The sequence below is a fragment of the Nocardioides sp. R-C-SC26 genome, from assembly GCF_021246465.1.
GTDB lineage: Bacteria > Actinomycetota > Actinomycetes > Propionibacteriales > Nocardioidaceae > Nocardioides.
On the sequence record NZ_JAHRHK010000002.1, the window covers coordinates 28,180 to 53,506 of the forward strand.

At 71.5% G+C, this 25,327-nt stretch carries 21 protein-coding genes; 14 read left to right on the forward strand and 7 right to left on the reverse strand.

All coding sequences use genetic code 11. From position 1 onward, the window contains the following. The first annotated feature begins 78 nt into the window (after nucleotides 1–78). Both KSO97_RS01845 and KSO97_RS01850 read left to right on the forward strand, forming a co-directional pair. Complete coding sequence (locus KSO97_RS01845) at nucleotides 79–246, forward strand: DUF3117 domain-containing protein (protein ID WP_166191440.1); 168 nt, start codon at nucleotides 79–81, stop codon at nucleotides 244–246. 52 nt (nucleotides 247–298) lie between these two features. Next, complete coding sequence (locus KSO97_RS01850) at nucleotides 299–1,900, forward strand: M17 family metallopeptidase (RefSeq protein ID WP_232676155.1); 1,602 nt, start codon at nucleotides 299–301, stop codon at nucleotides 1,898–1,900. Between the two features lie 34 nt (nucleotides 1,901–1,934). Here KSO97_RS01850 and KSO97_RS01855 read toward each other — a convergent pair whose 3' ends face one another. Then, nucleotides 1,935–2,594: an O-methyltransferase gene (locus KSO97_RS01855; RefSeq protein ID WP_232676156.1), complete on the reverse strand. Its 660-nt coding sequence runs from the start codon at nucleotides 2,592–2,594 to the stop codon at nucleotides 1,935–1,937. A gap of 171 nt (nucleotides 2,595–2,765) precedes the next feature. Here KSO97_RS01855 and sigE point away from each other — a divergent pair, with 171 nt between their 5' ends. From sigE to KSO97_RS01870, 3 genes are all read left to right on the forward strand, one after another. Continuing rightward, nucleotides 2,766–3,392, forward strand: a complete 627-nt coding sequence (gene sigE, locus KSO97_RS01860) for an RNA polymerase sigma factor SigE (RefSeq protein ID WP_232676157.1) — start codon at nucleotides 2,766–2,768, stop codon at nucleotides 3,390–3,392. After that, the gene (locus KSO97_RS01865; RefSeq protein ID WP_232676158.1) at nucleotides 3,389–3,832 is read left to right on the forward strand and encodes a hypothetical protein; all 444 of its coding nucleotides are present in this window, start codon (nucleotides 3,389–3,391) and stop codon (nucleotides 3,830–3,832) included. Before sigE ends, KSO97_RS01865 begins: the two co-directional genes overlap by 4 nt. Before the next feature lie 69 nt (nucleotides 3,833–3,901). Next, complete coding sequence (locus tag KSO97_RS01870; protein ID WP_232676159.1) at nucleotides 3,902–5,422, forward strand: S1C family serine protease; 1,521 nt, start codon at nucleotides 3,902–3,904, stop codon at nucleotides 5,420–5,422. Nucleotides 5,423–5,550: 128 nt separating this feature from the next. Here the strand turns inward: KSO97_RS01870 and KSO97_RS01875 are convergent, their stop codons facing one another. Further along, nucleotides 5,551–5,793: a helix-turn-helix domain-containing protein gene (locus tag KSO97_RS01875; RefSeq protein WP_232676160.1), complete on the reverse strand. Its 243-nt coding sequence runs from the start codon at nucleotides 5,791–5,793 to the stop codon at nucleotides 5,551–5,553. Nucleotides 5,794–6,035: 242 nt separating this feature from the next. Here KSO97_RS01875 and KSO97_RS01880 point away from each other — a divergent pair, with 242 nt between their 5' ends. Both KSO97_RS01880 and KSO97_RS01885 read left to right on the forward strand, forming a co-directional pair. After that, the gene (locus KSO97_RS01880; RefSeq protein WP_232676161.1) at nucleotides 6,036–6,650 is read left to right on the forward strand and encodes a hypothetical protein; all 615 of its coding nucleotides are present in this window, start codon (nucleotides 6,036–6,038) and stop codon (nucleotides 6,648–6,650) included. Then, nucleotides 6,647–7,921, forward strand: coding sequence for a ParA family protein (locus KSO97_RS01885; RefSeq protein WP_232676162.1), 1,275 nt, complete (start codon nucleotides 6,647–6,649; stop codon nucleotides 7,919–7,921). Before KSO97_RS01880 ends, KSO97_RS01885 begins: the two co-directional genes overlap by 4 nt. A gap of 3 nt (nucleotides 7,922–7,924) precedes the next feature. Here the strand turns inward: KSO97_RS01885 and KSO97_RS01890 are convergent, their stop codons facing one another. Continuing rightward, a complete protein-coding gene (locus KSO97_RS01890; protein WP_232676163.1) occupies nucleotides 7,925–9,376 on the reverse strand; it encodes a hypothetical protein in 1,452 nt (483 codons plus the stop codon). Between the two features lie 2 nt (nucleotides 9,377–9,378). Then, nucleotides 9,379–9,807: a hypothetical protein gene (locus KSO97_RS01895; protein ID WP_232676164.1), complete on the reverse strand. Its 429-nt coding sequence runs from the start codon at nucleotides 9,805–9,807 to the stop codon at nucleotides 9,379–9,381. Nucleotides 9,808–9,954: 147 nt separating this feature from the next. Between KSO97_RS01895 and KSO97_RS01900 the strand changes: the two genes are divergently transcribed. From KSO97_RS01900 to KSO97_RS01915, 4 genes are all read left to right on the forward strand, one after another. Then, entirely contained in the window at nucleotides 9,955–11,463 is a 1,509-nt protein-coding gene (locus KSO97_RS01900) for a wax ester/triacylglycerol synthase family O-acyltransferase (RefSeq protein ID WP_232676165.1), read from the forward strand. Then, nucleotides 11,460–11,831 (forward strand): hypothetical protein, encoded by a 372-nt coding sequence (locus tag KSO97_RS01905; protein WP_232676166.1) that lies wholly within the window; start codon nucleotides 11,460–11,462, stop codon nucleotides 11,829–11,831. Before KSO97_RS01900 ends, KSO97_RS01905 begins: the two co-directional genes overlap by 4 nt. A gap of 80 nt (nucleotides 11,832–11,911) precedes the next feature. Beyond that, complete coding sequence (pruA, locus tag KSO97_RS01910; RefSeq protein ID WP_232676167.1) at nucleotides 11,912–13,546, forward strand: L-glutamate gamma-semialdehyde dehydrogenase; 1,635 nt, start codon at nucleotides 11,912–11,914, stop codon at nucleotides 13,544–13,546. Nucleotides 13,547–13,570: 24 nt separating this feature from the next. Continuing rightward, the gene (locus KSO97_RS01915; RefSeq protein WP_232676168.1) at nucleotides 13,571–13,780 is read left to right on the forward strand and encodes a hypothetical protein; all 210 of its coding nucleotides are present in this window, start codon (nucleotides 13,571–13,573) and stop codon (nucleotides 13,778–13,780) included. Between the two features lie 149 nt (nucleotides 13,781–13,929). Here the strand turns inward: KSO97_RS01915 and KSO97_RS01920 are convergent, their stop codons facing one another. Both KSO97_RS01920 and KSO97_RS01925 read right to left on the reverse strand, forming a co-directional pair. Continuing rightward, complete coding sequence (locus KSO97_RS01920; protein WP_232676170.1) at nucleotides 13,930–14,412, reverse strand: DUF2505 domain-containing protein; 483 nt, start codon at nucleotides 14,410–14,412, stop codon at nucleotides 13,930–13,932. Nucleotides 14,413–14,472: 60 nt separating this feature from the next. Further along, entirely contained in the window at nucleotides 14,473–15,498 is a 1,026-nt protein-coding gene (locus KSO97_RS01925; protein ID WP_232676173.1) for a hypothetical protein, read from the reverse strand. A gap of 102 nt (nucleotides 15,499–15,600) precedes the next feature. Between KSO97_RS01925 and KSO97_RS01930 the strand changes: the two genes are divergently transcribed. Next, nucleotides 15,601–20,655, forward strand: a complete 5,055-nt coding sequence (locus KSO97_RS01930; RefSeq protein ID WP_232676175.1) for an NAD-glutamate dehydrogenase — start codon at nucleotides 15,601–15,603, stop codon at nucleotides 20,653–20,655. A gap of 221 nt (nucleotides 20,656–20,876) precedes the next feature. Here the strand turns inward: KSO97_RS01930 and KSO97_RS01935 are convergent, their stop codons facing one another. Continuing rightward, complete coding sequence (locus tag KSO97_RS01935) at nucleotides 20,877–21,230, reverse strand: hypothetical protein (RefSeq protein WP_232676177.1); 354 nt, start codon at nucleotides 21,228–21,230, stop codon at nucleotides 20,877–20,879. 346 nt (nucleotides 21,231–21,576) lie between these two features. Here KSO97_RS01935 and nrdR point away from each other — a divergent pair, with 346 nt between their 5' ends. Then, on the forward strand, nucleotides 21,577–22,089 hold the full coding sequence (gene nrdR / locus KSO97_RS01940; protein WP_232676180.1) for a transcriptional regulator NrdR: 513 nt from the start codon (nucleotides 21,577–21,579) through the stop codon (nucleotides 22,087–22,089). Between the two features lie 270 nt (nucleotides 22,090–22,359). Further along, the gene (locus KSO97_RS01945; protein WP_232676182.1) at nucleotides 22,360–25,251 is read left to right on the forward strand and encodes a vitamin B12-dependent ribonucleotide reductase; all 2,892 of its coding nucleotides are present in this window, start codon (nucleotides 22,360–22,362) and stop codon (nucleotides 25,249–25,251) included. Nucleotides 25,252–25,327 lie beyond the last annotated feature (76 nt).

The following is a 25,327-nucleotide window of genomic DNA, read 5'->3' on the forward strand; positions in this document are numbered from 1 at the left end:
TGGGCGATAATGGTCGAGCCGGACGGCCACGGGCGCCGTCCAGCGACGCGTTCGGCATCTGATGAGGAAGAGGTCCCCATGGCGGCGATGAAGCCCCGGACCGGCGACGGTCCGCTGGAAGTCACCAAGGAAGGCCGCGGCATCGTGATGCGCGTGCCCCTCGAAGGCGGCGGTCGCCTCGTCGTCGAGCTGAATGCCGAGGAAGCCGGCGCGCTGGGGGATGCCCTCAAGGCCGTCGTCGGCTGACGCGCTGCTCGTGCGGTCCGCGTCGAAGACCCCAGCTCCCGATCGCGGCGCGGTGACCTCGCCGACGTCGGGGGTGCTGCCGCCGCAGGTGGGCGCGCCCGGCTTCGCTCTCTCCGCCGGCCCCCGGCACGGCGTCGGCGGGGTCGACGTCGTCGCGCTTCCGGTGCTGCCTGCCCCGATCACTCCCGACGAGGGAGCGCCCGGTGAGGCGGCGGTACTGCTCGGCCCGGGCGCGGCCGATCTCGGCGAGGCCCTGGGCGTCGATCTCCTCGCGCTGGCCGAGGCGTCCGGACTGACCGGTCGTACCGGCGAGACCGCGACGATCCCGCTCGCGCTCGGCGCGCCTGACAACCCCGACCTGCGCCTCGTCGTGCTCGTCGGTGTCGGCGACGCCACCCCGACCGACCTGCGGCGAGCCGCAGCCGCGCTCGCGCGGCCGTGCCGTGGGCGCGTCGCCGTCGCGACCACGCTCGCCGGCCTGGACGCCGAGCACGGGATCGAGGGCGTCGTCGTCGGGCTCAGCCTGGCCTCCTTCGGGTTCTCCTGGCGCTCCGCGCCGCCCCCGGCCGTCGAGCGTCCGGTGACGCGCGTCGTCCTGGCTGGCCGGGAGCACGATGTCGCCGACGACGCCGCGCTGCGCCGCGCCGTCGCCCTGGCAGGTGCGGGCTGGTACGCCCGCCACCTCGCGACGGTGCCCTCGAACCTGAAGAACCCCGCCTGGATGGCCGAGCAGGCAGCGCTGCTCGCCGAGCGGCACGACCTGACGCTGCGGGTATGGGACGAGCACGAGCTGGAGAACGAGGGGTTCGGCGGCATCCTCGGTGTCGGCCAGGGCTCGGTGTCCCCGCCGCGGCTCATCCGTCTGGACTACACCCCTCCCAAGGCAGGCCGTCGCACCCCGACCGTCGTCCTGGTCGGCAAGGGCATCACCTTCGACTCCGGAGGCATCTCCATCAAGCCCGCCCAGGGCATGGAGACGATGAAGCGCGACATGACGGGCGGTGCCGTCGTCCTCGCCACGATGGCCGCGCTGCACGCCGTCGGCTGCCCGGTGAAGGTCGTCGGACTCGTGCCGTCGGCCGAGAACGCGATCTCCGGGAGCGCCACGCGCCCCGGCGACGTGCTGCGTCACTACGGCGGACGCACCACCGAGGTCACCAACACCGACGCCGAGGGGCGCCTGGTGCTCGGCGACGCCCTCGCCTATGCCGTGCGTGAGCTGAAGCCCGCCGCCGTCGTCGACGTCGCGACGCTCACCGGAGGCATCAAGGTCGCCCTGGGCCAGCAGGTCGGCGGTCTCTTCGCCAACGACGATGCCCTCGCCGACGCTGTCTTCTCCGCCGCGGAGCAGGCGGGCGAACCGCTGTGGCGCTTCCCGCTCCACCCCGCGTACGAGGAGAAGCTCGCCTCGAAGGTGGCCGACGCCGACAACGGCCCGTCGGGCCCGCAGGCGATCATGGCGGCGCTGTTCCTCCAGCACTTCGTGCGTGGCCCCGGCGGCCCCGTTCCGTGGGCGCACCTCGACGTCGCCTCCGTGGGCGATGCCCCCGAGGAGCGGCACGAGTGGACCAAGGGCCCGACGGGCTTCGGTGCTCGCGCGCTGCTCACCTGGCTCGGCAGCGCCGACCCGCTGGCCGGCGTCGGCACGTCCTGAGCGGTTGCGAGCAGGGATCTGCCGACCTGCCGGATCAGGCCTCGGGGACCCAGACCTTCTTGGCGAGCAGCAGGCCGTCTCCGACGGGCAGCAGCAACGGCACGAGGTTCTCGTCCTCGGCGATGCGACGACCGAGGTCGCGGATGACGACCGTCTCCTCGTCGCGACGTGAGGGGTCGGCGACCCGGTCGTGCCACAGGGCGTTGTCGAAGGCCACCACGCCGCCGGGGCGCAGCAGGCGGAGGGCCTCGTCGAGGTAGGCGCCGTACTCGGCCTTGTCGCCGTCGCAGAAGACGATGTCGTAGTGGCCGTCGGTCAGTCGCGGCAGGACGTCGAGAGCGGACCCGGCGATGGTGCGCACCCGCTGGGAGGCGATGCCGGCCTCGGTGAAGGTCTCGCGGGCCAGGCGCTGGTGCTCGGCCTCCAGGTCCACCGTGGTGAGGACGCCGTCGGCGCGCATGCCGCGCAGCAACCAGAGGCCGGAGACGCCGGTGCCCGTGCCGACCTCGACCACGGCACGTGCCTCGATCACCGAGGCCAGGAACGAGAGTGCGGCCCCTGCCCCCGCCCCGATGCCGACGACGCCCACCTCGTCGGCCCGGGCCCGCGCCGCAGCGAGCACGGCATCCTCGGCCACGAAGTTCTCCGCGTAGATCCAGCTCTCCGTGGCGATCGGCTCGGTGGGGGTCGACATGGCACGCACCGTAGCGCGAACCGTGCTTCGCGCGGGGGACGACCGCGCCGGTGCTCGACGGCCCGACGGACGTGGGGGAACACGGCCGGAACACCGGGCCCGACTGGATCGTTGGACAGGATGCAGGTCACTCACAGGCAAACCTCAGCAAGGATCCCTACCGTGAAGCTCATGGAGCGCACGCCCGCCGTCCCGCCGGCCACCTCGGCCACGCCGCGTGAGGACGCGCTGCCGTCGTGGCAGGAGATCGTCGAGCAGCACTCCGACCGGGTCTACCGGCTCGCCTATCGTCTGACGGGCAACCGTCACGACGCCGAGGACCTCACCCAGGAGGTCTTCGTCCGGGTCTTCCGCTCGCTCTCCACCTACACCCCGGGCACCTTCGAGGGCTGGCTCCACCGCATCACCACCAACCTCTTCCTCGACCAGGCGCGCCGCCGCCAGCGCATCCGCTTCGACGCCCTCTCCGACGAGCGTGCCGACCGGTTGCGCAGCGCCGGCCCCAGCCCCGACGACGCGCTGGACGCGCAGACCTTCGACGACGACGTCGAGCGAGCGTTGGCCACGCTGCCGCCGGACTTCCGCGCGGCCGTCGTGCTGTGCGACGTCGAGGACCTCAGCTATGAGGAGATCGCCGAGGTGCTCGGCGCGAAGCTCGGCACGGTCCGCTCGCGGATCCACCGCGGCCGCGCCCTGTTGCGCGAGGCGCTGGCCCACCGCGCGCCGACGTCGGGCCGGGAGAGGTACGCCGGCCCGGCGCCGACCGTGCCCGAGGGCCCCCGGGGAGCGCGCGCGTGATCGGCGGTCACCTGGGTCACCGCGTCAGTGCGCTCCTCGACGGCCAGCTCGGCGCCGAGGAGACCGAGCGGGCGTGGGCGCACGTGCACCTGTGCCACATATGTCGCGACCAGGTGGAGCGCGAGGGCTGGATCAAGACCCGGCTCGCCGGGCTCTCGGTCGACCCCGACGACGAGCTCGGTGCGTCCGAGCGCCTCAAAGGGTCACTGCTCGGGATGCCCCCGGGCGACGTGCTGCTCGCGATGTCGCAGAGCCCCGACCGGCGTCCGCGCCGCACGGCCGGACTGGTCGCGATCGGGGGAAGCGCCGTCGGTGCGGCGGTGATGGGCGTTCTCGCACTGGGCACGGCTCCGGCCGACGTACCCGAGCGTCGGACGCCGCCGGCCCAGATCTCCACGCCGGCCCCGCACCCCGTCAAGCTGCCCCGCCTCACGCCCTGAGCGCCCCCGTGGCTCGTCAGGCCCTGGGCACCGCCGTCGGGGTGACCAGGGCCTTGCGAAGATGACCGGGTGAATGGCGAGCACGACGACCCGACCCCGCGGCACTCCGCGGGCGACGATGGTCTTGAGTCCGCGGAGAGAACGAGCGAGGCAGCGGGCGTCGAGTCCTCGCCCACCGACGGCATGACGACGCCCGAGGGCACGCCCGTCGACCCCGCCTGGCCGGCGCCGACCGCCGCGCCGCCCGGGACGGTGCCGACCGCGGGCCCGGTCGACTCGAGCAGTGGTCGGTCAGAGGCGCAGGACGGCTATCGGCCGCCAGGCCAGCACGCGGCGCCCCCTCAGCCCCCGCATCAGTCGGGATACCAGCAGCCCTATCCACCCCGGCCGTACGCGCAGGGGCCGGTGCTCGCCCAGGGGCCGGTGGCCTGGCACGACTATGCGCCCCCGCGGACTGCCGCGACGTCGCCGTTCCTGGCCGACGTGCCGGCGCGCCCGCGCCGCCGTCTGCTCTCGGTGGGCGCCACCGCCCTGCTGGTCGGGATCGCCGGCGGGCTGGCCGGCAGCGCGATCTACGACCGCATCGAGGGTCCCGGAGGTGTCGGTCGCTACGAGGGCGGCCTGGCCGACGTCGACCTGGCCGACCTGCCGCCGGTCAAGCCCGGCGGCGTGGCCGCGGTGGCCGAGGCGCTGTTGCCGAGCACGGTTCAGATCTTCGCCGAGGCGGGCAGCGCGGGCGACAGCGCGACCGGTTCGGGCTTCGTGCTCGACAAGCAGGGACACATCGTCACCAACAACCACGTGGTGGAGGGCGCCGCCGACGAGGACGGCCAGATCCAGGTCGTCGATTCCGAGGGTGAGCGCTACGACGCCCAGCTGGTCGGTCGTAGCCCCGTCTACGACCTCGCGGTGCTCTTCTTGCCCGACGCCGACGGCCTGGAGCCCGCGGCGCTGGGCGCCGCCGAGCAGTTGCGTGTCGGGGATGGCGTGGTCGCGATCGGGTCGCCGCTCGGCCTCAGCTCGACGGTGACCGCCGGCATCGTGAGCGCGCTGAACCGTCCGGTGACCACCGGCGCCCTGGGCGACGTCTCCTCCTACATCAACGCCGTGCAGACCGATGCCGCGATCAACCCCGGCAACTCGGGCGGCCCGCTGGTGAACCTCGCCGGCCAGGTGGTCGGCGTGAACACCGCTATCGCGACGGCGGGCGGCGGCAGCATGGGCGCGCAGTCGGGCAACATCGGCGTCGGCTTCGCCATCCCGGTCGAACAGGTGCGCGTGACCGCCGACCAGATCCTCAAGACGGGTGAGGCGCGCTACCCCGTGATCGGTGCGCAGGTGCGCACCGCGGGCACGCAGACGCTCATCGGGGCCACGATCGACGAGGTGTCCTCCGGAGCACCTGCCGACGACGCCGGCCTGGAGTCGGGCGACATCGTCGTCGCCGTCGAGGGGGTGCGGGTCACCGACGGGATCTCGCTGATCGTCAATATCCGCACGCACCAGCCGGGAGACACGATCGAGGTGACCTACCTGCGCGGCGGTGACGAACGGACGGCGAAGGTGAAGCTCGCCGCCGAGGTCGGCTGAGCGAGGACGGGCCGGGGTTCGAGACGCCCCGCTCGTTCCTCGCGGGGCTCCTCGACCACCTACCTCCCCACCACCGGCGGTTGAGGAGGTCGCTCTGCGAACGTCTCGAAGCCGGGTGAGCCGAGGATTCAGTCGATGCCGGCCTCGGACTCGCTCTCCAGGAAGGGATGCTGGGCGACGAACTCGGCGGTCTCGGTGTACATCCGCGCGATGTACTCCTCCAGCTTGTCGGCCTCGACGCGCCACTGACCCCGCCCGCCGATCTTGATGGCGGCGATCTCGCCGCGGCGCACCATGGCGTAGACCTGTGCGCTCGAGGTGTTCAGCGCCTCGGCCACGTCGGCCAGCGTGAGGAACCGCGGAGTGCCCATGGGGTCATCGTCGCACCTCAGGGGTCCCGTCCGTCACCTCTGTCCCCTGCGTTGTGGACGGCAGGCGGTCCGGTGGACGAAGGCGTGACCCGCGCCGCGGAGTGTGGTGCGATGGCGAGGTGTCCACTCTCGGGTTCGGGGGCACAGCCCCGTCGTCCTCACCGCCGCCGTCCGGCTCCTCGGCGAGCCACCGTCTCAGCAGTGCTCCCGCCGCACTTCCGTCCGTCGCCGAGCAGCGCGCCGTGCGTGTGCACCGCCCCGGGTGGCGCGATGCGCGCGTCTGGATCGGGATCGCGATCATGGCCGCCTCGGTGCTCCTGGGCGCACGCGTGCTCGCAGCCGGCGACGAGACCGTGTCGGTATGGAGCCTCGTGCGCGACGTCGCGCCGGGGGAGGAGCTGACGACGGAGGATCTGCAGGCGCGGGACGTGCGCTTCGCCGACGCCGACGCGGCCGGCGCCTACCTTGGGGTCGAGGAGGAGCTGCCCGACCTGGTCGTCACGCGGGCGCTCGGAGCCGGCGAGCTGCTGCCCCGCGGGGCGCTCGGCGCCACGGCGGGCTCCGAAGAGGTCCAGATCGCCGTGCCGGTCTCCGCACTCCGACTGCCGCCGTCCGTGGGTCCCGGCACGATCGTCGACCTCTACATCGACGGACTCGGCCGCACGGGACCGGACGCCGGGTCCGGCCCGGTGCTGCGGGAGGTGCGGGTGGTCGCCGCGCCTCGATCCGATGACGGCCTCGGTCTGGCCGAGGAGCGACGGTTGGTACTGGCCGTCGCGCCTGACGACGTCGCGCCCTTCCAGCAGGTGCTCGCGGATACCGAGGAGCCGCAGATCTCGGTGGCGGTGCATCCGTGATCGTCACGATCGTGCTCGGCTCCGGCGCGGCCTGGGAGTCCGCCGCGATGCGCGTTCTGGACGCCGCCCGCCAAGTCGCCGTGCTCAAGCGGTGCGTCGACGTCGACGACCTCCTCGCCGTGGCGTCGTCCGGGCAGGGCGACGCCGCGATCGTGGCGGTCGAGTCGCCCGGCCTCGACGCCGCGACCCTCGCGCGACTGCACGGACACGGCCTCCGGGTTCTCGCGGTCGTGCCGCCGCCGAGCGAGTTCGGCTCCGACGCTGCTGCGGCACGCGCGGTCGCTGTCGGCGTGCGCGAGACGGTGCGATCCGATCGGCTCGAGACCATCCCGGCCCTGCTCGCCGGTCCCGCGCCGCTGGCGGGTTCGCAGGTCGCGTCGGCGGACGTCGCCGACCCTGGAACGGCGATGGTGGGCGGGGGTGCGCCCCCGGGTGGTCGCGGCCGCGTGCTCGCCGTCTGGGGTGCCGCCGGTGCGCCGGGCCGGACCGTGGTGGCATGCGCGGTCGCCGCCGAGATCGCCCGTCGCGGGAGGCTGGTCGCCCTCGTCGACGCCGACCCCTACGGGGGCGCGGTCGCCCAGACGCTCGGCGTGCTCGACGAGGTGTCCGGACTGCTCGCCGCGGCCCGCGCGCAGACGGCCGGGCGACTCGAGGAGCAGGTCGGCAGCGTAGTGCGTGGCCTCTCCGAGCGCCTGGCCGTGGTCACCGGGCTCCCACGCGCCGACCGGTGGCCCGAGGTACGGGGCGAGGTGCTGGAGGAGTTGGTCGAGGCGCTGCGCCGTCGCGCCGACGTCGTGGTGGACACCGGATTCTGCCTGGAGCGCGACAACGCAGATCCCGGGAGACCCGGACGCCACGACCTCACCCTCGCGGCGATCGAGGTGGCCGACGAAGTGCTCGTGATCGGGAGCGCCGACCCGGTCGGGCTCACCCGGCTGGCGCGCGCCATCCACGACCTTCGTGAGGTGCGTGCGGACGTCGCAGTGCGGGTGGTCGTGAACCGGATGCGCCCCGGGCTCGGCTGGTCCGAGCGCGATGTCGCGGCGATGCTCGGCGGGGTGGACGTCGCCGCGGTGGCAGGGGTGGCGTTCCTGCCCGACGACCAACCGGCCTGCGACCGCGCCGCGATCTCGGGCCGGGGCCTGCTCGAGTGCGGGGAGTCGTCGCTGACCCGTGCGGTCGAGTCGCTGGTCAGCGACCTGGGAGTCGACGGGGCGCGAGGCCCTCGTCGCGCACGACGGGTCGGGCGCCGGGTCGGGCTGCAGCGCTGATGCTCAGGAGGAGAAGAGCAGGTACAGCCCGCCGCTGGTGAAGCCGACCATGGCGATCAGCAGCGGGAGCTGGCCGGTGAGCTGATGCCGCGCGGGAAGCAGCCGCACCGCGCGGTCGTGGGCGGCGACAGCCGCGACCACGTGCCCGATCACGACCGCGAGCACCTTGATGTTGGCCAGCAGGGTCGGGTGATAGCTCAGCCAGGTGACTTGCTGCCAGTCGGCGGTGCCGAGCAGGTTGGATCCCCTGCTGAGCGGATCGCTGGCGAGGATCAACGTGCGTGATCCCGTCTCGATCAGGTAGGTCAGGTAGTGGGCGATCATGTAGCCGACGATGATCGGCACGATCGAGTGTGCGAACAGGCTCGGAAGTGCCCGGCGTCGGACGCCGTCAGGCAGCAGCGAGTCGGCGGGCGTGGGTGCGGTCCCGGAGCGCACCCTCGCGAGCACCGCTCGTACAGGGGCCGGAACCCAGGAGGAGAGCCCCATCGCCATGGTGCCGAGGATCAGCGCCAGTGTCGCGCCGATGCAGAACACGATCAGCGCCGCGTTGCGCAGCAGGTCGCCGTGCAGGGAGGACTCCTGCACGAAGGTCACGAAGGTGGGCGACTCGCGGAACGAGTCGTAGCCCGTACTGCCGAACAGGATGCCGACGACGACGATCAGGCCCGGTCCGGGGACCGTCGTCGCGAGGTTGGCCAGCGGGTTGCGGAGGAGCAGTCGACCTTCGTGGGTGGCCCACGGGGAGAGCTTGGCGACCAGCGTCGAGTAGACCTCGAAGGGGTCGGCGCGCTCGTAGAAGCGCTCGCCGAACAGCGCGCCGCCGATCAGCATGATCGCGACGTAGGTCGCGCACCAGAAGCGGGCCGGGCCCAGCTCGGTCAGGTGCGGGTAGACCAGCTCGAACCAGACGAACGCGTAGAGCCCGATGGCCGCGGGCCAGTAGCCCCACCGCTCCCGGTAGGAGTAGAGGCCCTCCGCCGGGTCGGTGCCGGCGATCGCGGCGAACGCGCGGTTGATCGTCCGGACCGGGCTGATCGCCTTCCAGAACGGCCCGAACAGCAACGACATCGGCACGAGCCCGACCCAGAGCCAGACGAGGAAGATGCCGAAGAACGGGTTGATCGTGGAGTCGCGCCCGAACACGGCGGCGAACGCGGTGTAGGCGAAGACCACCATGCCGAAGCCGCGCAGCGCGAGGGTGAACGCACGCGAGCCGACGATGGTCTGCAACCAGGCCGGGGCGGGGCGGCCCGCGGACTCGGCGTCGGGGCGGTCGAAGCGCGAGCGTCGCCATGCGAGTGCGAGCACGGTGAACGACACCACCAGCGCCGCCACAGCTCCCGCGACGGCGAGGTCGAGGGGGATCGGGAGGTCCTTCTGGCCGCCGAGGCCGTGGGCCTGCAGGTCGGTCCACGTGCCGTCGGGAGGGAGACCGGTCGAGCCACCCCTCACGGTCAGCTGACCTCGAGCGAGACGACCAGCTCGTCGAGGTCGTGGGACTCGACCTCGACCACGCCGGGCCGGGCGATCTGCAACTCGATCGTGGTCGTCGCGCCGCCGCCCTCGTACTCGAAGCTCTGCTCGGGCTCGGAGTGCACGTGCAGCTCGCCCGGCTCGTCGGCGGTGACGATCAGGTCGATCGGCTGGTCGACGTCGACCTTCACCCGGTCGCCGTTGGGGGTGACGCTGGAGCCCGAGAACGTGATGTCGATCTTCTTCACCGTCGTGGACCCGCCGTCGCCGCCGCACGCGCTGAGGCCCAGCGCCACCGCGCCGGCGGCCAGGGCGGCGGCGATCCGTCGCGCTGTGCGACCGCTGACGGCGGGCCGTGGCGTCGTGGGGCCGCTGGGCTGCGGGCTGTGCTGTGAGCCGACGTGCGACACGGTCGTCCTCCACTGTGTGTGTGGGTGCGCTCGGTAGGCGCTTCTTCTGCCAGAATCCCATGGCGGGCAACGGGTCCGGCACGGGGTCGGGCACGAGCACGGCAGTCGATGCGACGTCGCATCGCGGTCGACGGGTAGGAGGTCGGGATGGGTGAGCGTCTACGCGCCCGCGATCTGTCGTTCCTGGCGACCGAGACGGCGACCGCTCCGCGCCACAACGCCACGATCGAGATCTTCGAGCCCGGTGCCTCCGGCTTCGACTACGACCGGTTGCTGGAGCTGATCGCCGACCGGATGTCGTTCGTGCCGCGTTACCGGCAACGTCTGGTCGAGGTGCCCGGTCACCTGGCCGCACCCGTCTGGGTCGACGACAAGCACTTCGACCTCGCCTACCACGTGCGGCGCTCCGCGCTGCCCCGCCCGGGCAGCGACGAGCAACTGCTGGAGCTGGTGGGGCGCATCGTCTCGCGCCCGTTGGACCGCTCGCGTCCGTTGTGGGAGATGTACTTCGTCGAAGGACTCAGCGGTGACCGTGTCGCGGTGCTGTCGAAGTCGCATCAGGCGCTGGTCGACGGCGTCCACACCGTCGACCTCGGCCAGCTGCTGCTCGACGTCACGCCCGAGCCGAAGGCGTTCGAGCCCGACGAGTGGTACCCGCGTGGCGCGCCCTCGACCGCGGGCGTCGTCGTCGACGCGATCCGCGACACCCTCACCGACCGCACGACCCTGGTGGACACCGCCAGCATGGCGACGGCCGCCGCGCTGAGGTCGGCGCAGCAGGCCCGACGTCGGGCTCGCAAGGTCGCGCGCGGACTGACCGGACGCCGCACGCGCCGCTCGGCGATCTTCGGTCCGCTCTCGCAGCAGCGCCGGGTGCTCACCCTGGAGACCTCGCTGGCCGACTACCGCACAGTGCGGGCCGCTCACGGCGGCACGATCAACGACGTCATCCTCGCGACCATCGCCGGCGGGATGCGCTCCTACCTGATGACACGCACCGAGTCGATGAGCGGCATCCGCCAGGTGCGCACCCTCGTCCCGGTCTCGGTGATCGACGAGGAACTCGAGGCGACGTCGCTGGGCAGCCAGATCGCCGCGCACTTCGTCGATCTCCCGATCGCCGAGCCGAGCCCGATCGTGCGGCTGCACCAGGTCTCCTACTCCTTCCAGGCGCACAAGGAGACCGGGCGGAGCGTCGCGGCCAACCGGCTCGCCGGCATCGCCGGGTTCGCGCCGACGACCTTCCACGCCATCGGCTCGCGGGTGGCGAGCGAAGAGCTGAACCGCGGCTACGACCTGTGCGTGACCAACGTGCCTGGCCCGCAGACACCGCTGTACGCGGCCGGAGCCCGGATGGTCGCGACCTATCCGGTCGCGCCGCTGCTCGAGCGGCACCCGCTCTCGATCGCCGTCACCTCCTACGACGGTCGCGTCTTCTACGGCATCACCGCCGACCGCGACCTGCTGCCCGACATCGACGTGCTCGGCGGCTGCCTGATCGAGTCGCTCGACGAGCTCCTCGCCGCCTCCACCGCGACCCGCGCGCCACGCGGTCGCACGACGGCGGCGAAGAAGGCCGCGGCCGCCCGGGCCAGCGTGACGAAGGCGGTCAAGCGGGCCGCCGGTGGCGCCGAGGAGCCGGAGTCGGACCGATGAGCGCGGCGACGCGACTCTACGTGCCCGTGACGGTCGAGGAGCTGCGCAGCCTCGCCGAGGCCGGGACGCTCGACGTCGTGCTCGATGACGCGGTGGTCGCGGAGTCCGACGCCGAGGACGACGAGTACGCCGCGCTCATGACCGCAGCGGACCTCTCGGCCGAGCGTCTGGCCGGCGCTCCCGGTCGGCGCATCGTCGTGGTCGTCGAGCTCGACCCGGCCGCCGTCGGTGGCGGCGCGATCGGGGCGATCAGGCTGCGCGACGTCGTCGCCCTGCACGCCGACGGCGAGGTGCGCCCGGCCGATGGCGACCCCGACGAGGATCTCGGGTGGTACGCGACCCAGGAGATCGCTGCGCTGCTCGGCTGAGCCCACGACCCGCGTGCCGTGGCCGGTCTGACACTGCCACTCGGCTGGACTTCCCCCCAGGCGTGGCGTAGGACGTTGGTATGGATGCGATCACGACACCGCCCGTGCCCGTGAACGAGCCGAACCTGACCTACGCGCCGGGGAGCGCCGAGCGCGAGGAGCTGCAGGCCGAGCTGGCCCGGATGGAGCGCCGTCAGCACTCGCTGCGAGCGCACATCGGCGGACGCCGGCGCCACGGCGGCGGCGAGGAGATCGAGGTCGTGCAGCCGCACGATCACGCGCACGTGCTCGGCGTCCTGCGCAACAGCACGATCAAGGACGCCGAGGCGGCGGTGAAGGCCGCCGGCCAGGCGGCGCCGGACTGGCGCCGGATGCCGCTCGACGACCGGTGCGCGATCCTGCTCAAGGCCGCCGACCTGCTGGCCGGCCCGTGGCGTCAGCGCCTCAACGCGGCGACCATGCTGGGCCAGTCGAAGACCGCGTTCCAGGCCGAGATCGACAGTGCGTGCGAGCTGATCGACTTCTGGCGCTTCAACGTGCACTACGCCCGCCAGATCGTCGCCGAGCAGCCGATCGCGAACAGCCCGGGCGTGTGGAACCGCACCGACCACCGCCCGCTCGAGGGCTACGTCTACGCGATCACCCCGTTCAACTTCACCGCCATCGCCGGCAATCTGCCGACCGCGCCGGCGTTGATGGGCAACACCGTGCTGTGGAAGCCCAGCCCCACCCAGCAGCTCGCGGCCTCGGTGACGATGGAGCTGTTGGAGGAGGCGGGCATGCCACCGGGCGTGATCAACATGCTGCCCGGCGACGGCCTCGAGGTGTCCCAGGTCGCGCTGGCCCACCCCGACCTGGCCGGCATCCATTTCACCGGCTCGACCGCGACGTTCCAGCACCTGTGGCGCACCGTCGGCGACAACATCGCCGGCTACCGCTCCTACCCCCGCATCGTGGGCGAGACGGGGGGCAAGGACTTCGTGCTCGCCCACCCCTCGGCCGATCCCGCCGTCGTGCGCGTGGCGCTGATCCGCGGCGCGTTCGAGTTCAGCGGGCAGAAGTGCTCCGCCGCCTCGCGCGCCTACGTGCCGGCGTCGCTGTGGAAGCAGATGCGCGAGCAGTTCGTCGCCGACGTCGACGCGCTCGCCGTCGGCGACGTCACCGACTTCGGCAATTTCACCCGCGCCGTGATCGACGCTCGTGCCTTCGCCCGGCACGCGGCGGCGATCGACCGCGCGCGTGATGCGCGTGGCGTCGAGATCGTCGCGGGCGGCGAGGTCGACGACACCGTCGGGTACTTCGTGCGGCCCACGGTCGTGACGGCGAGCGATCCGCGTGACGAGCTGTTCACGACCGAGTACTTCGGCCCGATCCTGGCCGTGCACGTCTACGAGGACGGCGCGTTCGAGAAGGTCGCGCGCCAGCTCGAGTCGGTCGCGTCCTACGCCCTCACCGGCGCCGTGATCGCACGCGACCGGGCGGCGATCGCGTGGGCGAGCGAGGAGCTGCGGTTCGCCGCCGGCAACTTCTACATCAACGACAAGCCGACCGGCGCCGTCGTGGGCCAGCAGCCGTTCGGCGGTGGTCGGGCCTCCGGTACCAACGACAAGGCAGGTGCCGCCTCGAATCTGCTGCGCTGGACCTCGCCGCGCTCGATCAAGGAGACGTTCGTGCCCGCCGTCGAGCACCGGCACCCGCACCAGGGCCCGCGATGAGGTGCGTTCGGACCTTGTGAGTCAATGGTCGGTGTGGACGTGCTGATGAGCCTGGGGCTCACGCTCTGGCACCTGGGTGCGCTGCACCCGGTGGAGAAGGCGGTCACGCTCGTGCTCGCCTTCGGTCCGGTCCTGGTGCTCGCGATCGTCGTGGTGCTGCGCCGTCGCGCCGACGACGCCGCCGCTCACGACCCCGACGCCGTTCCGGCCGACGCGCCCACCGGCCGACCCTGACCGCTGGCCGAGGGTGTCGCTCCGACTGGTGGAGCGGGCCGGTGGTCGAGAAGGTCGCTCTGCGACGTCACGAGACCTGGCGGCTCGGGCGGCTGCTACCGGTTTCGTGACGGCCTCGTTCCTCGGCCTCCTCCACCACCGTGAGGGACTCAACCTGCGAGGTACTCCCGACCCACGCGGTGCTCGGACTTCAGCGCGCGCACCAGCTTGTCGGCGATCAGTCCTTCGATCTTGCCGCCGATGAGCGGGATGCTTGCAGTGACCGTGAGCTCGACGGTCTCGATCGTGCCCTCGCCCGACGCGGCGAGACGCGCGGTGCCGACCATGTCGCCGGGCTTGCCGGGGATGGTGACGGTGACGGTGCCCTGCTCCGGCGTCGTCCAGTGCTCTTCCTGGATGATGTCGATCGAGCTGCCCGCGATCTTGCGCGCGAACGAGGGGATGCCCTCGGCGGGCTGGCTCTGCTCGATGCGCACGTGGGTGCCGTCGGCACGCTTCTCGATGGTGGCCGAGGTCGACGTCGCGTTCTGCGCACGGCACACGGCCTCGCGGAACGCAGGGTCGGCCAGCATCGCCGCGACGGCCTCGATCGGTGCCTCGTAGTGCATCTCGTGGCTGACGGTCTTGGACATGGGTGCTCCTGTCTCTCGGACTCGCGGACGGCGTGCGTGGGGTAGCGGGGGACCGTGCGGTCAGTCGAACGGCGACGACAGCGGATCGCCCGACTCGGTCGAGTCGGCGGTGGGGCTCTCGTCGGTGGTCGGGGCGTCGGCCTCCTCGACCGGGTCGCCCAGGCTGCCGGACTCCTCGTCCGTGCCGTCGGTCGACTCGTCGGAGGCCACGTCGTCGGACTCGTCGGTCGCGTCGGACTCGACGTCCACCGCGCAGGACTCCAGGAAGGCGGCGACCTGGCTGTCGGAGCGCTTGGTGTTGATGGTGCGGTCGGTGGCGGGCGGCGAGAAGTCCACGGAGATTCGTGGCTCGGTGAACACCACCTCGATGGCGTCGCTGTCGCCGACGTCGTCGAGAGCCTCGCCGTCGGGGGCGGCCTCGGCGATGTCGCTCAGCAGGATCCGCCAGCCGACGATGCGGTCGTCGTCGAGGGTGATCGTGGCGGGCACGTCGATGCGGGCCCGGGTGAGGCCGAGGCTGCGCATCACCTGCGGGCCCAGTGCCGCGGCGGCAGCGCGCAGATTCGCCTGGGCGATCAGTTCGTCGTCGCTCTCGCCCTCCTCGGCCGCACGGAGGCTGAGGACGACCTCCACCGCGGGCGAGCTGTTCGGCACGTCGGCGACGGCGAGCGGGTCGACGCCGGCGACGGGTGCGGCGTCGACGAGGTCGCCGCGCACCCAGCAGCTGTTGCGGACGTCGGCCACCGCGCTCTCGGGCACGAGGAGGAAGGTGTCGGCGACGGTGCGCAGGAACCGTGCGCTCACGGCCTCGCTCCCTCCCGCGGTGTCGATCACCGTGTGCAGGGTGCCGTTGGAGTCGGGAGCGACCCGGTAGTAGCCGTGGTCGGTGCGGGCGGTTCCGTCGAGGGTGTAGTCCAGCTGGTAGGAGCCGGTGTTGTCGTCGTTGAACTCGTTGATCGCATCGTCGAGCCGGAGCTGCGCCGTGATGGGCTCTGTGTCGCGCTCGGCGCACGCCGACGCGGAGAGTGCGCAGCCGGCGAGCACGGCCGCGACGGCGAGGGGCCGGGCGGACAGGGACACGCGCATGGAGGGAACCGTATCGGCCCGGCAAGCGCGGGGTGCGTGGGTCCCGATTGTTCGCGCTCGCGGGCGTTGTCCTCGCGGTGCCACGCCCCTACCGTGGCGAGTGTGTCAACGTCGACGCACCTCCCGGGCCTGTCCGAACTGATCGACCAGGCGGCGGAGCACGCGCGCCACGGCAAGGGGAGTGGAGGGCCGCCGCACGGCGACATCGACGAGCTGCTGCGCTGCTACTTCCGGCAGACCACCGCCGAGGACCTCGCCGACCGGACCGCCGCCGACGTGTTCGGCGCCTTCGCGTCCCACTACCGAGTCGCTCGACTGCGGACGCCGGGTCAGGCCGTCGTGCGGGTCTCGACGCCGTCGGTGAGCACGCACGGGTGGTCGGCGGGCGGGCACTCGGTGGTCGAGGTCGTCACCGACGACATGCCGTTCCTCGTCGATTCGCTCACGATGGAGCTGTCTCGTCAGCTGCGCGACGTGCATCTCGTGGTGCACCCCAACCTCGACGTCGAGCGCGACGGGGACGGCGAGCTGCTCGCCGTCCGCCCGGTCGAGGACGGCGCGGCGCCGCCCGCCGAGGGCTGGTTGCGCGAGTCGTGGATGCACGTGGAGATCGACCGGGTGCGCGAGGGCGACGCCCTCCCCGAGATCGTCGCCCAGGTCGAGCGCGTGCTCGGCGACGTGCGCGTCGCCGTCGAGGACTGGCCGCAGATGCAGGCGCGGATCCAGGGCGTCGTCGCGGGACTGTCCGAGGCGCCCCCGCCGGTACCTCGTCATGAGATCGAGCAGGCGGCGGAGCTGCTGGGCTGGCTGGCCGCCGGACACTTCACGTTCCTGGGCTACCGCGAGTACGTGCTCGAGCGGGTCGAGCCCGAGCCCGGAGGGCCGGACCGCTCGACGGCGACCGACGGCGAACCGGGGGAGGACGACGTCCTGCGACCGATCGAGGGCACCGGGCTCGGCATCCTGCGGGCATCGCGGTCACGAGCCGGCACGGGTTCGGCGCGGAACACGACCGGGGTCGAGCAGGCGGCGAGCGCGTCGTTCGCGCGGCTCCCCGACCCCGTGAAGGCCAAGGCACGTGAGAAGCACCTGCTGGTGCTGGCCAAGGCGAACTCCCGCGCGACGGTGCATCGGCCGGCCTACCTCGACTACGTCGGCGTGAAGACCTTCGACGAGTCCGGCGAGGTGCGCGGGGAGCACAGGTTCCTCGGGCTGTTCTCCAGCGCGGCCTACACCGAGTCGCTGCTGCGCATCCCCTTGGTGCGGGAGAAGGTTGCGGAGGTGGTGCGGCGCAGCGGGTTCGACCCCCAGAGTCATGACGGCAAGACGCTCCTCGACACCCTCGAGACCTATCCGCGCGACGACCTGTTCCACACGCCGGTCGGCGAGCTCGGGCCGCTGGTGCGGGCGGCGATGCAGGCGCGCGAGCGTCGTGCCGTGCGGATGTTCGTCCGCCGTGACACCTACGGTCGGTACGCCTCGGTGCTCGTCTACCTCCCGCGCGACCGCTACAACACGGCCGTGCGCGAGAGGTTCTCCCGCATCCTCACCGAGCGCTTCGACGCCGACTCGGTGGAGTTCAACGCCCGCCTCGACGAGTCGACCACGGCGCGCGTGCACTTCGTCGTGCACGTCCCCCGCGGCGCGCTGGTGCCCGAGCTCGACGCGGGCGAGGTGGCCGACCTCGAGCGGCGCCTGGCCGACGCGGCCCGCTCCTGGCGCGACGACCTGACGACCGCCGTCCTCAACGAGTACGGCGAGGAGGTCGGTGCGATCCTGGGCCGCCGCTACGCCGACTCCTTCCCCGAGGCCTACAAGGAGGACTTCGCGGCCCGCGTCGCCTCGGTCGACATCGGGCGGCTGGAGGCGGTGATCGCCGATCCCACGATGCGCGGGGTCGACCACGCGCTCTACCAGGAGCTGGACGCCGCGCCGGGCGAGGCGCGGCTGAAGATCTACCGGATCGGTCCGCCGCTCTCGCTCTCCGAGGTGCTGCCCGTGCTCACCTCGCTGGGCGTCGAGGTGGTCGATGAGCGGCCCTACGGTCTCGACGGTCTCACTCAGCCGACGTTCATCTACGAGTTCGGCCTGCGCTACCCCGGGCGTCTCCCCGACGACGCGCGCGACCTCTTCCACGACGCCGTCCGAGCGCTGTGGGACGGCCGAGCCGAGACCGACGGGTTCAACCGGCTCGTGCTCGCGGCTCAGCTGACCTGGCGGCAGGTGAGCGTGCTGCGCGCCTACGCCAAGTACATGCGTCAGGGGCTGACTCCGTTCGGGCTGGACTCGCTGGAGGAGGCGCTGCTGGCCAACGCCGAGATCACCCGGATGGTGGTGGAGCTGTTCGAGGCGCGGTTCGACCCCGATCAGCACGTCGCCGAGGACCCGCGTGCGGACGGGTCCGCACGCGCCGCAGCCCAGGACGCCGTCGAAGCGCGCATCCTGGCCGCGCTGGACGACGTCGCCAGCCTCGACCACGACCGGGTGCTGCGCTCCTACCTGGCGCACGTGCGCGCGACGTTGCGCACCAACTACTACTCCACCTACGCCGAGGGCGCGCCGCAGCTGTCGTTGAAGTTGGAGCCGTCGACGATCCCCGACCTGCCCGAGCCGCGCCCGCGGTTCGAGATCTTCGTCTACGCGCCGCGGGTCGAGGGCGTGCACCTGAGATTCGGGGCGGTGGCGCGTGGAGGTCTGCGCTGGAGCGACCGGCGCGACGACTTCCGCACCGAGATCCTCGGCCTGGTCAAGGCGCAGATGGTGAAGAACACCGTGATCGTCCCGGTCGGTGCGAAGGGCGGCTTCTACGCGAAGAACCTGCCGGTGATCGATCCGGCCGATCCGGGGACGCGCGAAGCATGGCTGGCCGAGGGCGTCGACTGCTACCGCACGTTCATCCGCGGGCTGCTCGACGTCACCGACAACCTCGTGGAGGGTCAGACCGCGCCGCCGGCGCGGGTGGTGCGCCACGACGGCGACGACTCCTACCTCGTCGTGGCGGCCGACAAGGGCACGGCGACGTTCTCCGACATCGCCAACGGGATCGCGCTGGACTACGGCTTCTGGCTCGGTGACGCCTTCGCCTCCGGCGGCTCGGTGGGCTACGACCACAAGGCGATGGGCATCACCGCGCGAGGCGCCTGGGTCTCGGTGCGCCGGCACTTCCGCGAGATGGGCATCGACTGCCAGGCCGAGGACATCACCTGCATCGGCATCGGCGACATGTCCGGCGACGTCTTCGGGAACGGAATGCTGTGCTCGGAGCACATCCGTCTGGTCGCGGCCTTCGACCACCGCGACATCTTCATCGACCCCGAGCCCGACGCCGCGGCCTCCTTCACCGAGCGCCGCCGACTCTTCGACCTGCCGCGCTCGAGCTGGCAGGACTACGACCGATCGCTGATCTCCGAGGGCGGCGGGGTCTTCTCACGCAGTGCGAAGTCCGTGCCGCTCAACGCGGCGATCCGCACGGCGCTCGGCCTGCCCGACGACGTCGCCAAGCTCACCCCGTCGGAGCTGATCAAGGCGATCCTGCTGGCGCCCGTCGACCTGCTGTGGAATGGGGGCATCGGCACCTACGTCAAGGCGGTCGACGAGACCAACCTCGACGTGGGCGACAAGGCCAACGACGCCATCCGGGTGAACGGGGAGCAGTTGCGGGTGCGGTGCGTGGGGGAGGGCGGCAACCTCGGCCTCACCCAGGGCGGCCGGATCGAGTACGCCCTGGCCGGCGGTCGGGTGAACACCGACTTCATCGACAACTCCGCCGGCGTCGACACCTCCGACCACGAGGTCAACATCAAGATCCTGCTCGACCGGGTGGTCGCCACCGGCGACCTGACCGGCAAGCAGCGCAACGCCGTCCTCGCGGAGATGACCGACGAGGTGGCCGACCTGGTGCTGCGTGACAACTACGAGCAGAACCTGGCGCTCGCGAACGCGGCGGCGAACGCCGCGCCGCTGCTGCACGTGCACGAGTCGTGGATGTGGGAGCTGGAAGGTCGCGGCGTGCTCAACCGCGACCTGGAGGCGTTGCCCAGCAGCACCGAGGTCGCGGCCCGCCTGGAGCGCGGCGAGGGACTGACGGTGCCGGAGCTGTCGGTGCTGATGGCCTGGACCAAGATCGTGCTCGCCGACGAGCTGCTCGCCTCCGACCTGCCCGACGATCCGTACCTCGACCTGGACCTGCGCGCCTATTTCCCGACACCGATCCAGCAGCGGTTCCTCGACCGGATCAGCGAGCACCCGCTGCGCCGGGAGATCATCGTGACCCAGGTGGTCGGCGACCTGGTCAACGGTGCCGGGTTCACCTACTGGCCCCGCCTGGCGGGCGAGACGGCAGCCAGCGCAGCGGAGCTGACGCGGGCCAACTTCGTGGCCCGGGAGATCTTCGGGTCGCTGGCTCTGCGGACCCGCATCAGCGCATGCGACAACCTGATCGACGCCGCCGTGCAGACCAGGATGCGCATCGAGATGCGCACCCTGGTCGAGCGCGCGTCGCGGTGGCTGGTGGTCAACCGCCGCGCACCTCTGGAGAGCCAGGCGCTGGTCGACCACTTCTCCGACCGCGTGCAGCGGGTCATGGCTGCGCTGCCCGACCTCTTGGTCGGTGAGGAGAGATCCGCGTTCGAGGAGCGTCGCGACGCGTTGGCGGACTCCGATGTCGAGGACGCACTGGCGACTGCGGTGGCGGTGCTGCCACCCGCCTACATGCTGCTGCACGTCGTCGACGTCGCGGACTCCGTGGCGCGCGCGGTTCCCGATGACGCTGCCGCCGGTGACGGCGTGGACCTGCTGGAGGTCGCCCGGCTGCACCTCGTGCTCGGCGAGCGGCTCGGCCTGCCGCGTCTGGTGCGCCGCATCCTCGCGCTGCCGCGGGACGACCGCTGGCAGACGATGGCGCGCGCGACGCTGCGCGACGACCTGCACGCCGTCCACGCCGAGCTCACCCGCCAGGTCATCGAGGACGCCGGCAGCGGTGACGACAGCCGCGGCGACGCGCTCGACGTCGATGCCGCGATCGCGGCGTGGGAGGCCGAGCAGGTCGATCGGGTCGAACGCACCGCCTCCACCCTGGCCGACATCTGCGCCGACGACGCCGTCGACTTGGCCCGTATGTCGGTGGCCCTGCGCGTCGTCCGCGGTCTGCTGCGCTGACCTCGCACCGACGGTGGGAGCTGCCGGTGGTCGAGGAGATCGCGCGGGCGACCGTCGTCGCCGGTGGTTGAGGAGCGAGCGCAGCGAGCGTCTCGAAACCCGGTGAGCCGGGCGGGGTGGTTTCGAGACGGCCTCGTTCCTCGGCCCCCTCAACCACCGGGTGGTCTGGTGGTTGAGGAGCGAGCGCAGCGAGCGTCTCGAGACCCGGTGAGCCGACAGACCTACCGCGCCGCTCGCCGTCCGCCCGGCTGACGGGGCTCTCGCGGGGGCTTCGGCTGACGTGGTGGCGGGGCGGAGGTGATGCCGAGCGCCCGCGTGATCCGCGACAACAGCAGCAGCGCCAGGAAGAGGCAGGCGACGGCGCCGAGTCCGGCGAGCACGAGGAACAGCCAGGCCGCGCCCTTGCCGTCGCGTGCGGCGACGCCGAAGTCGATCGCGGAGTACACCAGGAACCCCCAGGCGACGAGCGCCGCGGTGCCCGCGAGAGCCAGGGGCAGCAGCGAGCGGAGGGCGGTGCTGGACGGCGCCTTCTCGGCTCGTCGCCCGCCTCCGCCGGTGCGCGGTGCCTGACTCACGGCGCCCATTCTCCCCGACGAGGCAACCCGGGCTCCGACCCGGAGCCCACGCGAGCCCCGCGACGCCGCCGCGGTGCTCACCCGCAGGGGTGGGAAAGCCGGCCGTCGACGGGTCAGACGTCGTGTCCGAGCGTGTCGGGGAACCCTCGTCGGGATCGCCGGCAGACACGCTGATCCACCTCTTGCGTCTCTGCGGACCGAGGCGTACGGTTGCCACAACATCTAGTAGTTACAACGATGTAGTTATCCACATCTAGTCCACATCGGATCGGATCTGGTGCACATCGAGCGGGACTTTATCCACAGGTTCTGCGTAGTTGTCGACAACGTCGGAGAGGAGACCGCGGTGCACTGCCCCTACTGCCGCGGCGTGGACACCCGTGTCCTCGACTCCCGGGTCGCCGACGACGGTTCCGCGATCCGACGCCGGCGCACCTGCTCGGCGTGCGAGCGCCGGTTCACCACGGTCGAGCAGGTCCAGCTGACCGTGCTCAAGCGCTCCGGTGCGACCGAGTCGTTCAACCGCGAGAAGGCCATCGGCGGCGTGCGGAAGGCCTGCAAGGGCCGCCCGGTCACCGAGGACCAGCTCGCATGCCTGGGCCAGGAGGTGGAGGACGCCCTCCGTCTCTCCGGCGCGGCCGAACTGCCCGCCCACGAGGTCGGCCTGGCCATCCTCGGGCCGCTGCGCGCGCTCGACGAGGTCGCCTACCTGCGGTTCGCGAGCGTCTACCGCGCTTTCGAGTCCGCTGACGACTTCATCCAGGAGATCGCCGAGATGCACGCCGAGGCTGCGCCCGCGATCGACGACGACGTCTCGCCCCCGCGGGCAGACGCCCCCCAGCCGGTTCCCACCGGCTGACCCCGATCCGCCCGGCAGGTAGTGGGGAAGCTGCCTGCCGGGCGCACCATCTCCCCGTCTCTTCCTCGCGTTCCACCACGCTTCCCCGTGTTCGTCGCTCCCGCCCCGCCCCCACCCTGTGCGCACCTTCCCCGCGCCCGATCGGCCCCCGACATCCGGCTGTCCCCGAGCCGGTCGGTCCCGCTGCTGCGGGTACCGCAGGAATGTCGGTGGTCACCACCAGACTCATCACCACGCCCACCACAGCACCACCTTTGAGGAGACGCGCTCATGACCGAGACCGCCCGCGACGCCGCCGCTGGCCTGAGCATCGAGCAGGTGTTCAGCACCCCGGGTACGCACCCCTATGACGAGGTCACCTGGGAGCGTCGCGACGTCGTCCAGACCAACTGGAAGACCGGCGAGACCGTCTTCGAGCAGCGCGGCGTGGAGTTCCCGGCCTCCTGGTCGCTGAACGCCTCCACGATCGTCACCACGAAGTACTTCCGCGGCGCGGTGGGCACCGAGGCGCGCGAGTGGAGCCTGCGTCAGCTGATCGACCGGATCGTGAAGACCTACACCGCGGCGGGCATCGAGCACGGCTACTTCGCCACCGACGCCGACGCCGAGGTCTTCGAGCACGAGCTCACCTGGCTGCTGGTCAACCAGTACTTCTCCTTCAACAGCCCGGTCTGGTTCAACGTGGGCACCGCCTCGCCGCAGCAGGTCTCGGCCTGCTTCATCCTCAGCGTCGACGACTCGATGGACTCGATCCTCAACTGGTACAAGGAGGAGGGCTTCATCTTCAAGGGCGGTTCGGGCGCCGGCCTGAACATCTCGCGCATCCGCTCCTCCAAGGAGCTGCTCCGCTCCTCCGGTGGCACCGCCTCGGGCCCGGTCTCCTTCATGCGCGGTGCCGACGCCTCGGCGGGCACCATCAAGTCCGGCGGCGCCACCCGCCGCGCGGCGAAGATGGTCGTGCTCGACGTCGACCACCCCGACATCGAGGAGTTCATCGAGACCAAGATGCGCGAGGAGGAGAAGATCCGCGTCCTGCGCGACGCCGGCTTCGACATGGACCTCGGCGGCAAGGACATCACCTCGGTCCAGTACCAGAACGCCAACAACTCGGTGCGCGTCTCCGATGAGTTCATGCGCGCGGTGGAGGACGGCACCGAGTTCGGCCTGCGGGCGCGCACCAACGGCGAGGTCATTGAGACCGTCGACGCCCGACAGCTCTTCCGCAAGATCTCCGAGGCGGCGTGGGCCTGCGCCGACCCGGGTCTGCAGTACGACGACACGATCAACGACTGGCACACCAACCCCGAGACCGGCCGCATCACCGCGTCCAACCCGTGCTCGGAGTACATGTCGCTGGACAACTCCTCGTGCAACCTGGCCTCGCTGAACCTGCTGAAGTTCCTCAAGGACGACGACACCTTCGACGCTGTCCGGTTCGCCCAGGCCGTCGAGATCATCATCACCGCGATGGACATCTCCATCTGCTTCGCCGACTTCCCGACCGAGGCGATCGGCGTCACCACCCGTGACTACCGCCAGCTCGGCATCGGCTTCGCCAACCTCGGCGCGCTGCTGATGGCGATGGGCCTGGGCTACGACTCCGAGGGCGGCCGCTCGATGGCCGCGGCCATCACCTCGCTGATGACCGGCCAGTCCTACAAGCGCTCGGCCGAGCTCGCCGGCATCGTCGGCCCCTATGCCGGCTACGCCCGCAACGCCGAGGCCCACCAGCGCGTGATGCGCAAGCACCAGGCCGCCAACGACGACGTCCGCACCCTGGCGATCGCCGACGGCGCGGTGCACAAGGCCGCGACCGAGGCGTGGGCCCAGGTCGTCGCGCTCGGCAAGGTCAACGGCTTCCGCAACGCCCAGGCCTCGGTGCTCGCGCCGACCGGCACCATCGGCTTCATGATGGACTGCGACACCACCGGCATCGAGCCGGACTTCTCGCTGGTCAAGTTCAAGAAGCTGGTCGGCGGCGGCTCCCTGCAGATCGTCAACCAGACCATTCCGCGGGCGCTGAAGAAGCTGGGCTACCAGCCCGAGCAGATCGAGGCGATCGTCGACTACATCGGCGAGCACGGCCACGTCATCGACGCCCCGGGCCTGCGCACCGAGCACTACGAGATCTTCGACACCGCGATGGGCGCGCGCTCGCTCAAGCCGATGGGCCACGTGCGGATGATGGCGGCCTGCCAGCCGTTCCTCTCCGGCGCGATCTCCAAGACGGTGAACCTGCCGGAGTCGGCCTCGGTCGAGGAGATCGAGGACGTCTACCTCCAGTCGTGGAAGCTCGGCCTCAAGGCCACTGCGGTCTACCGCGACAACTGCAAGGTGGGTCAGCCGCTGGCCGACGGTGGCGGCAAGGCCAAGAAGGACGCCGCCGACGCCGAGGCCGCCGTGGCCGAGGCCGCGGAGACCAAGGTGGTGGAGAAGGTCGTCTACGCCCCGACCCGCAAGCGCCTGCCGAAGTCGCGCGACTCCCGCACGACGTCCTTCACCGTGGGTGGGGCCGAGGGCTACATGACCTCGGGTGCCCACGATGACGGCGAGCTCGGCGAGGTCTTCCTCAAGCTGGGCAAGCAGGGCTCGACCCTGGCTGGCGTGATGGACGCCTTCTCGATCGCCGTCTCGATCGGTCTGCAGTACGGCGTCCCGCTGGAGACCTACGTCTCGAAGTTCACCAACCTGCGCTTCGAGCCGGCCGGTCTCACCGACGACCCCGACGTCCGGATGGCGCAGTCGCTGATGGACTACGTGTTCCGTCGTCTGGCGCTGGACTACCTGGACTTCGACGCCCGCTCGATGCTCGGCATCTACTCGGCCGAGGAGCGCCAGCGCCACCTCGAGACCGGCTCCTACGAGCTGCTCGCCGAGGAGACCGGTAACGCCGCCGAGCTGTTGGAGGACGCTCCTCGCGCCCCCCAGGCCTCGGTCGTCGAGCTTGTCGAGACCCCGGTGGTCGAGACGTCGTCGGTGGTCGAGCCTGTCGAGACCCCCAAGGCGGAGACCCACGAGGCCAAGACCTCTGCCGAGCTCCTGGAGAAGATCACCGGCACCGCCGTCGACTCCCCGCTCTGCATGACCTGCGGCACCAAGATGCGACCCGCCGGCTCCTGCTACGTCTGCGAGGGCTGCGGCTCCACCAGCGGCTGCAGCTGACCTGAGGCAGCGTCATCCGAGCCCGGGCGAGGTACTCACCTCGCCCGGGCTCGCTGCAATTCGGTGACATGTCTCT

Bases quoted from the DNA above. Each gene is read 5' to 3' on its own strand.
- KSO97_RS01845 (WP_166191440.1), top strand. From the start codon at position 79: ATGGCGGCGATGAAGCCCCGGACCGGCGACGGTCCGCTGGAAGTCACC.
- KSO97_RS01855 (WP_232676156.1), bottom strand. From the start codon at position 2,594: ATGTCGACCCCCACCGAGCCGATCGCCACGGAGAGCTGGATCTACGCG.
- sigE (WP_232676157.1), top strand. From the start codon at position 2,766: ATGGAGCGCACGCCCGCCGTCCCGCCGGCCACCTCGGCCACGCCGCGT.
- KSO97_RS01875 (WP_232676160.1), bottom strand. From the start codon at position 5,793: ATGGGCACTCCGCGGTTCCTCACGCTGGCCGACGTGGCCGAGGCGCTG.
- KSO97_RS01900 (WP_232676165.1), top strand. From the start codon at position 9,955: ATGGGTGAGCGTCTACGCGCCCGCGATCTGTCGTTCCTGGCGACCGAG.
- KSO97_RS01905 (WP_232676166.1), top strand. From the start codon at position 11,460: ATGAGCGCGGCGACGCGACTCTACGTGCCCGTGACGGTCGAGGAGCTG.
- pruA (WP_232676167.1), top strand. From the start codon at position 11,912: ATGGATGCGATCACGACACCGCCCGTGCCCGTGAACGAGCCGAACCTG.
- KSO97_RS01915 (WP_232676168.1), top strand. From the start codon at position 13,571: ATGGTCGGTGTGGACGTGCTGATGAGCCTGGGGCTCACGCTCTGGCAC.
- KSO97_RS01920 (WP_232676170.1), bottom strand. From the start codon at position 14,412: ATGTCCAAGACCGTCAGCCACGAGATGCACTACGAGGCACCGATCGAG.
- KSO97_RS01925 (WP_232676173.1), bottom strand. From the start codon at position 15,498: ATGCGCGTGTCCCTGTCCGCCCGGCCCCTCGCCGTCGCGGCCGTGCTC.
- KSO97_RS01945 (WP_232676182.1), top strand. From the start codon at position 22,360: ATGACCGAGACCGCCCGCGACGCCGCCGCTGGCCTGAGCATCGAGCAG.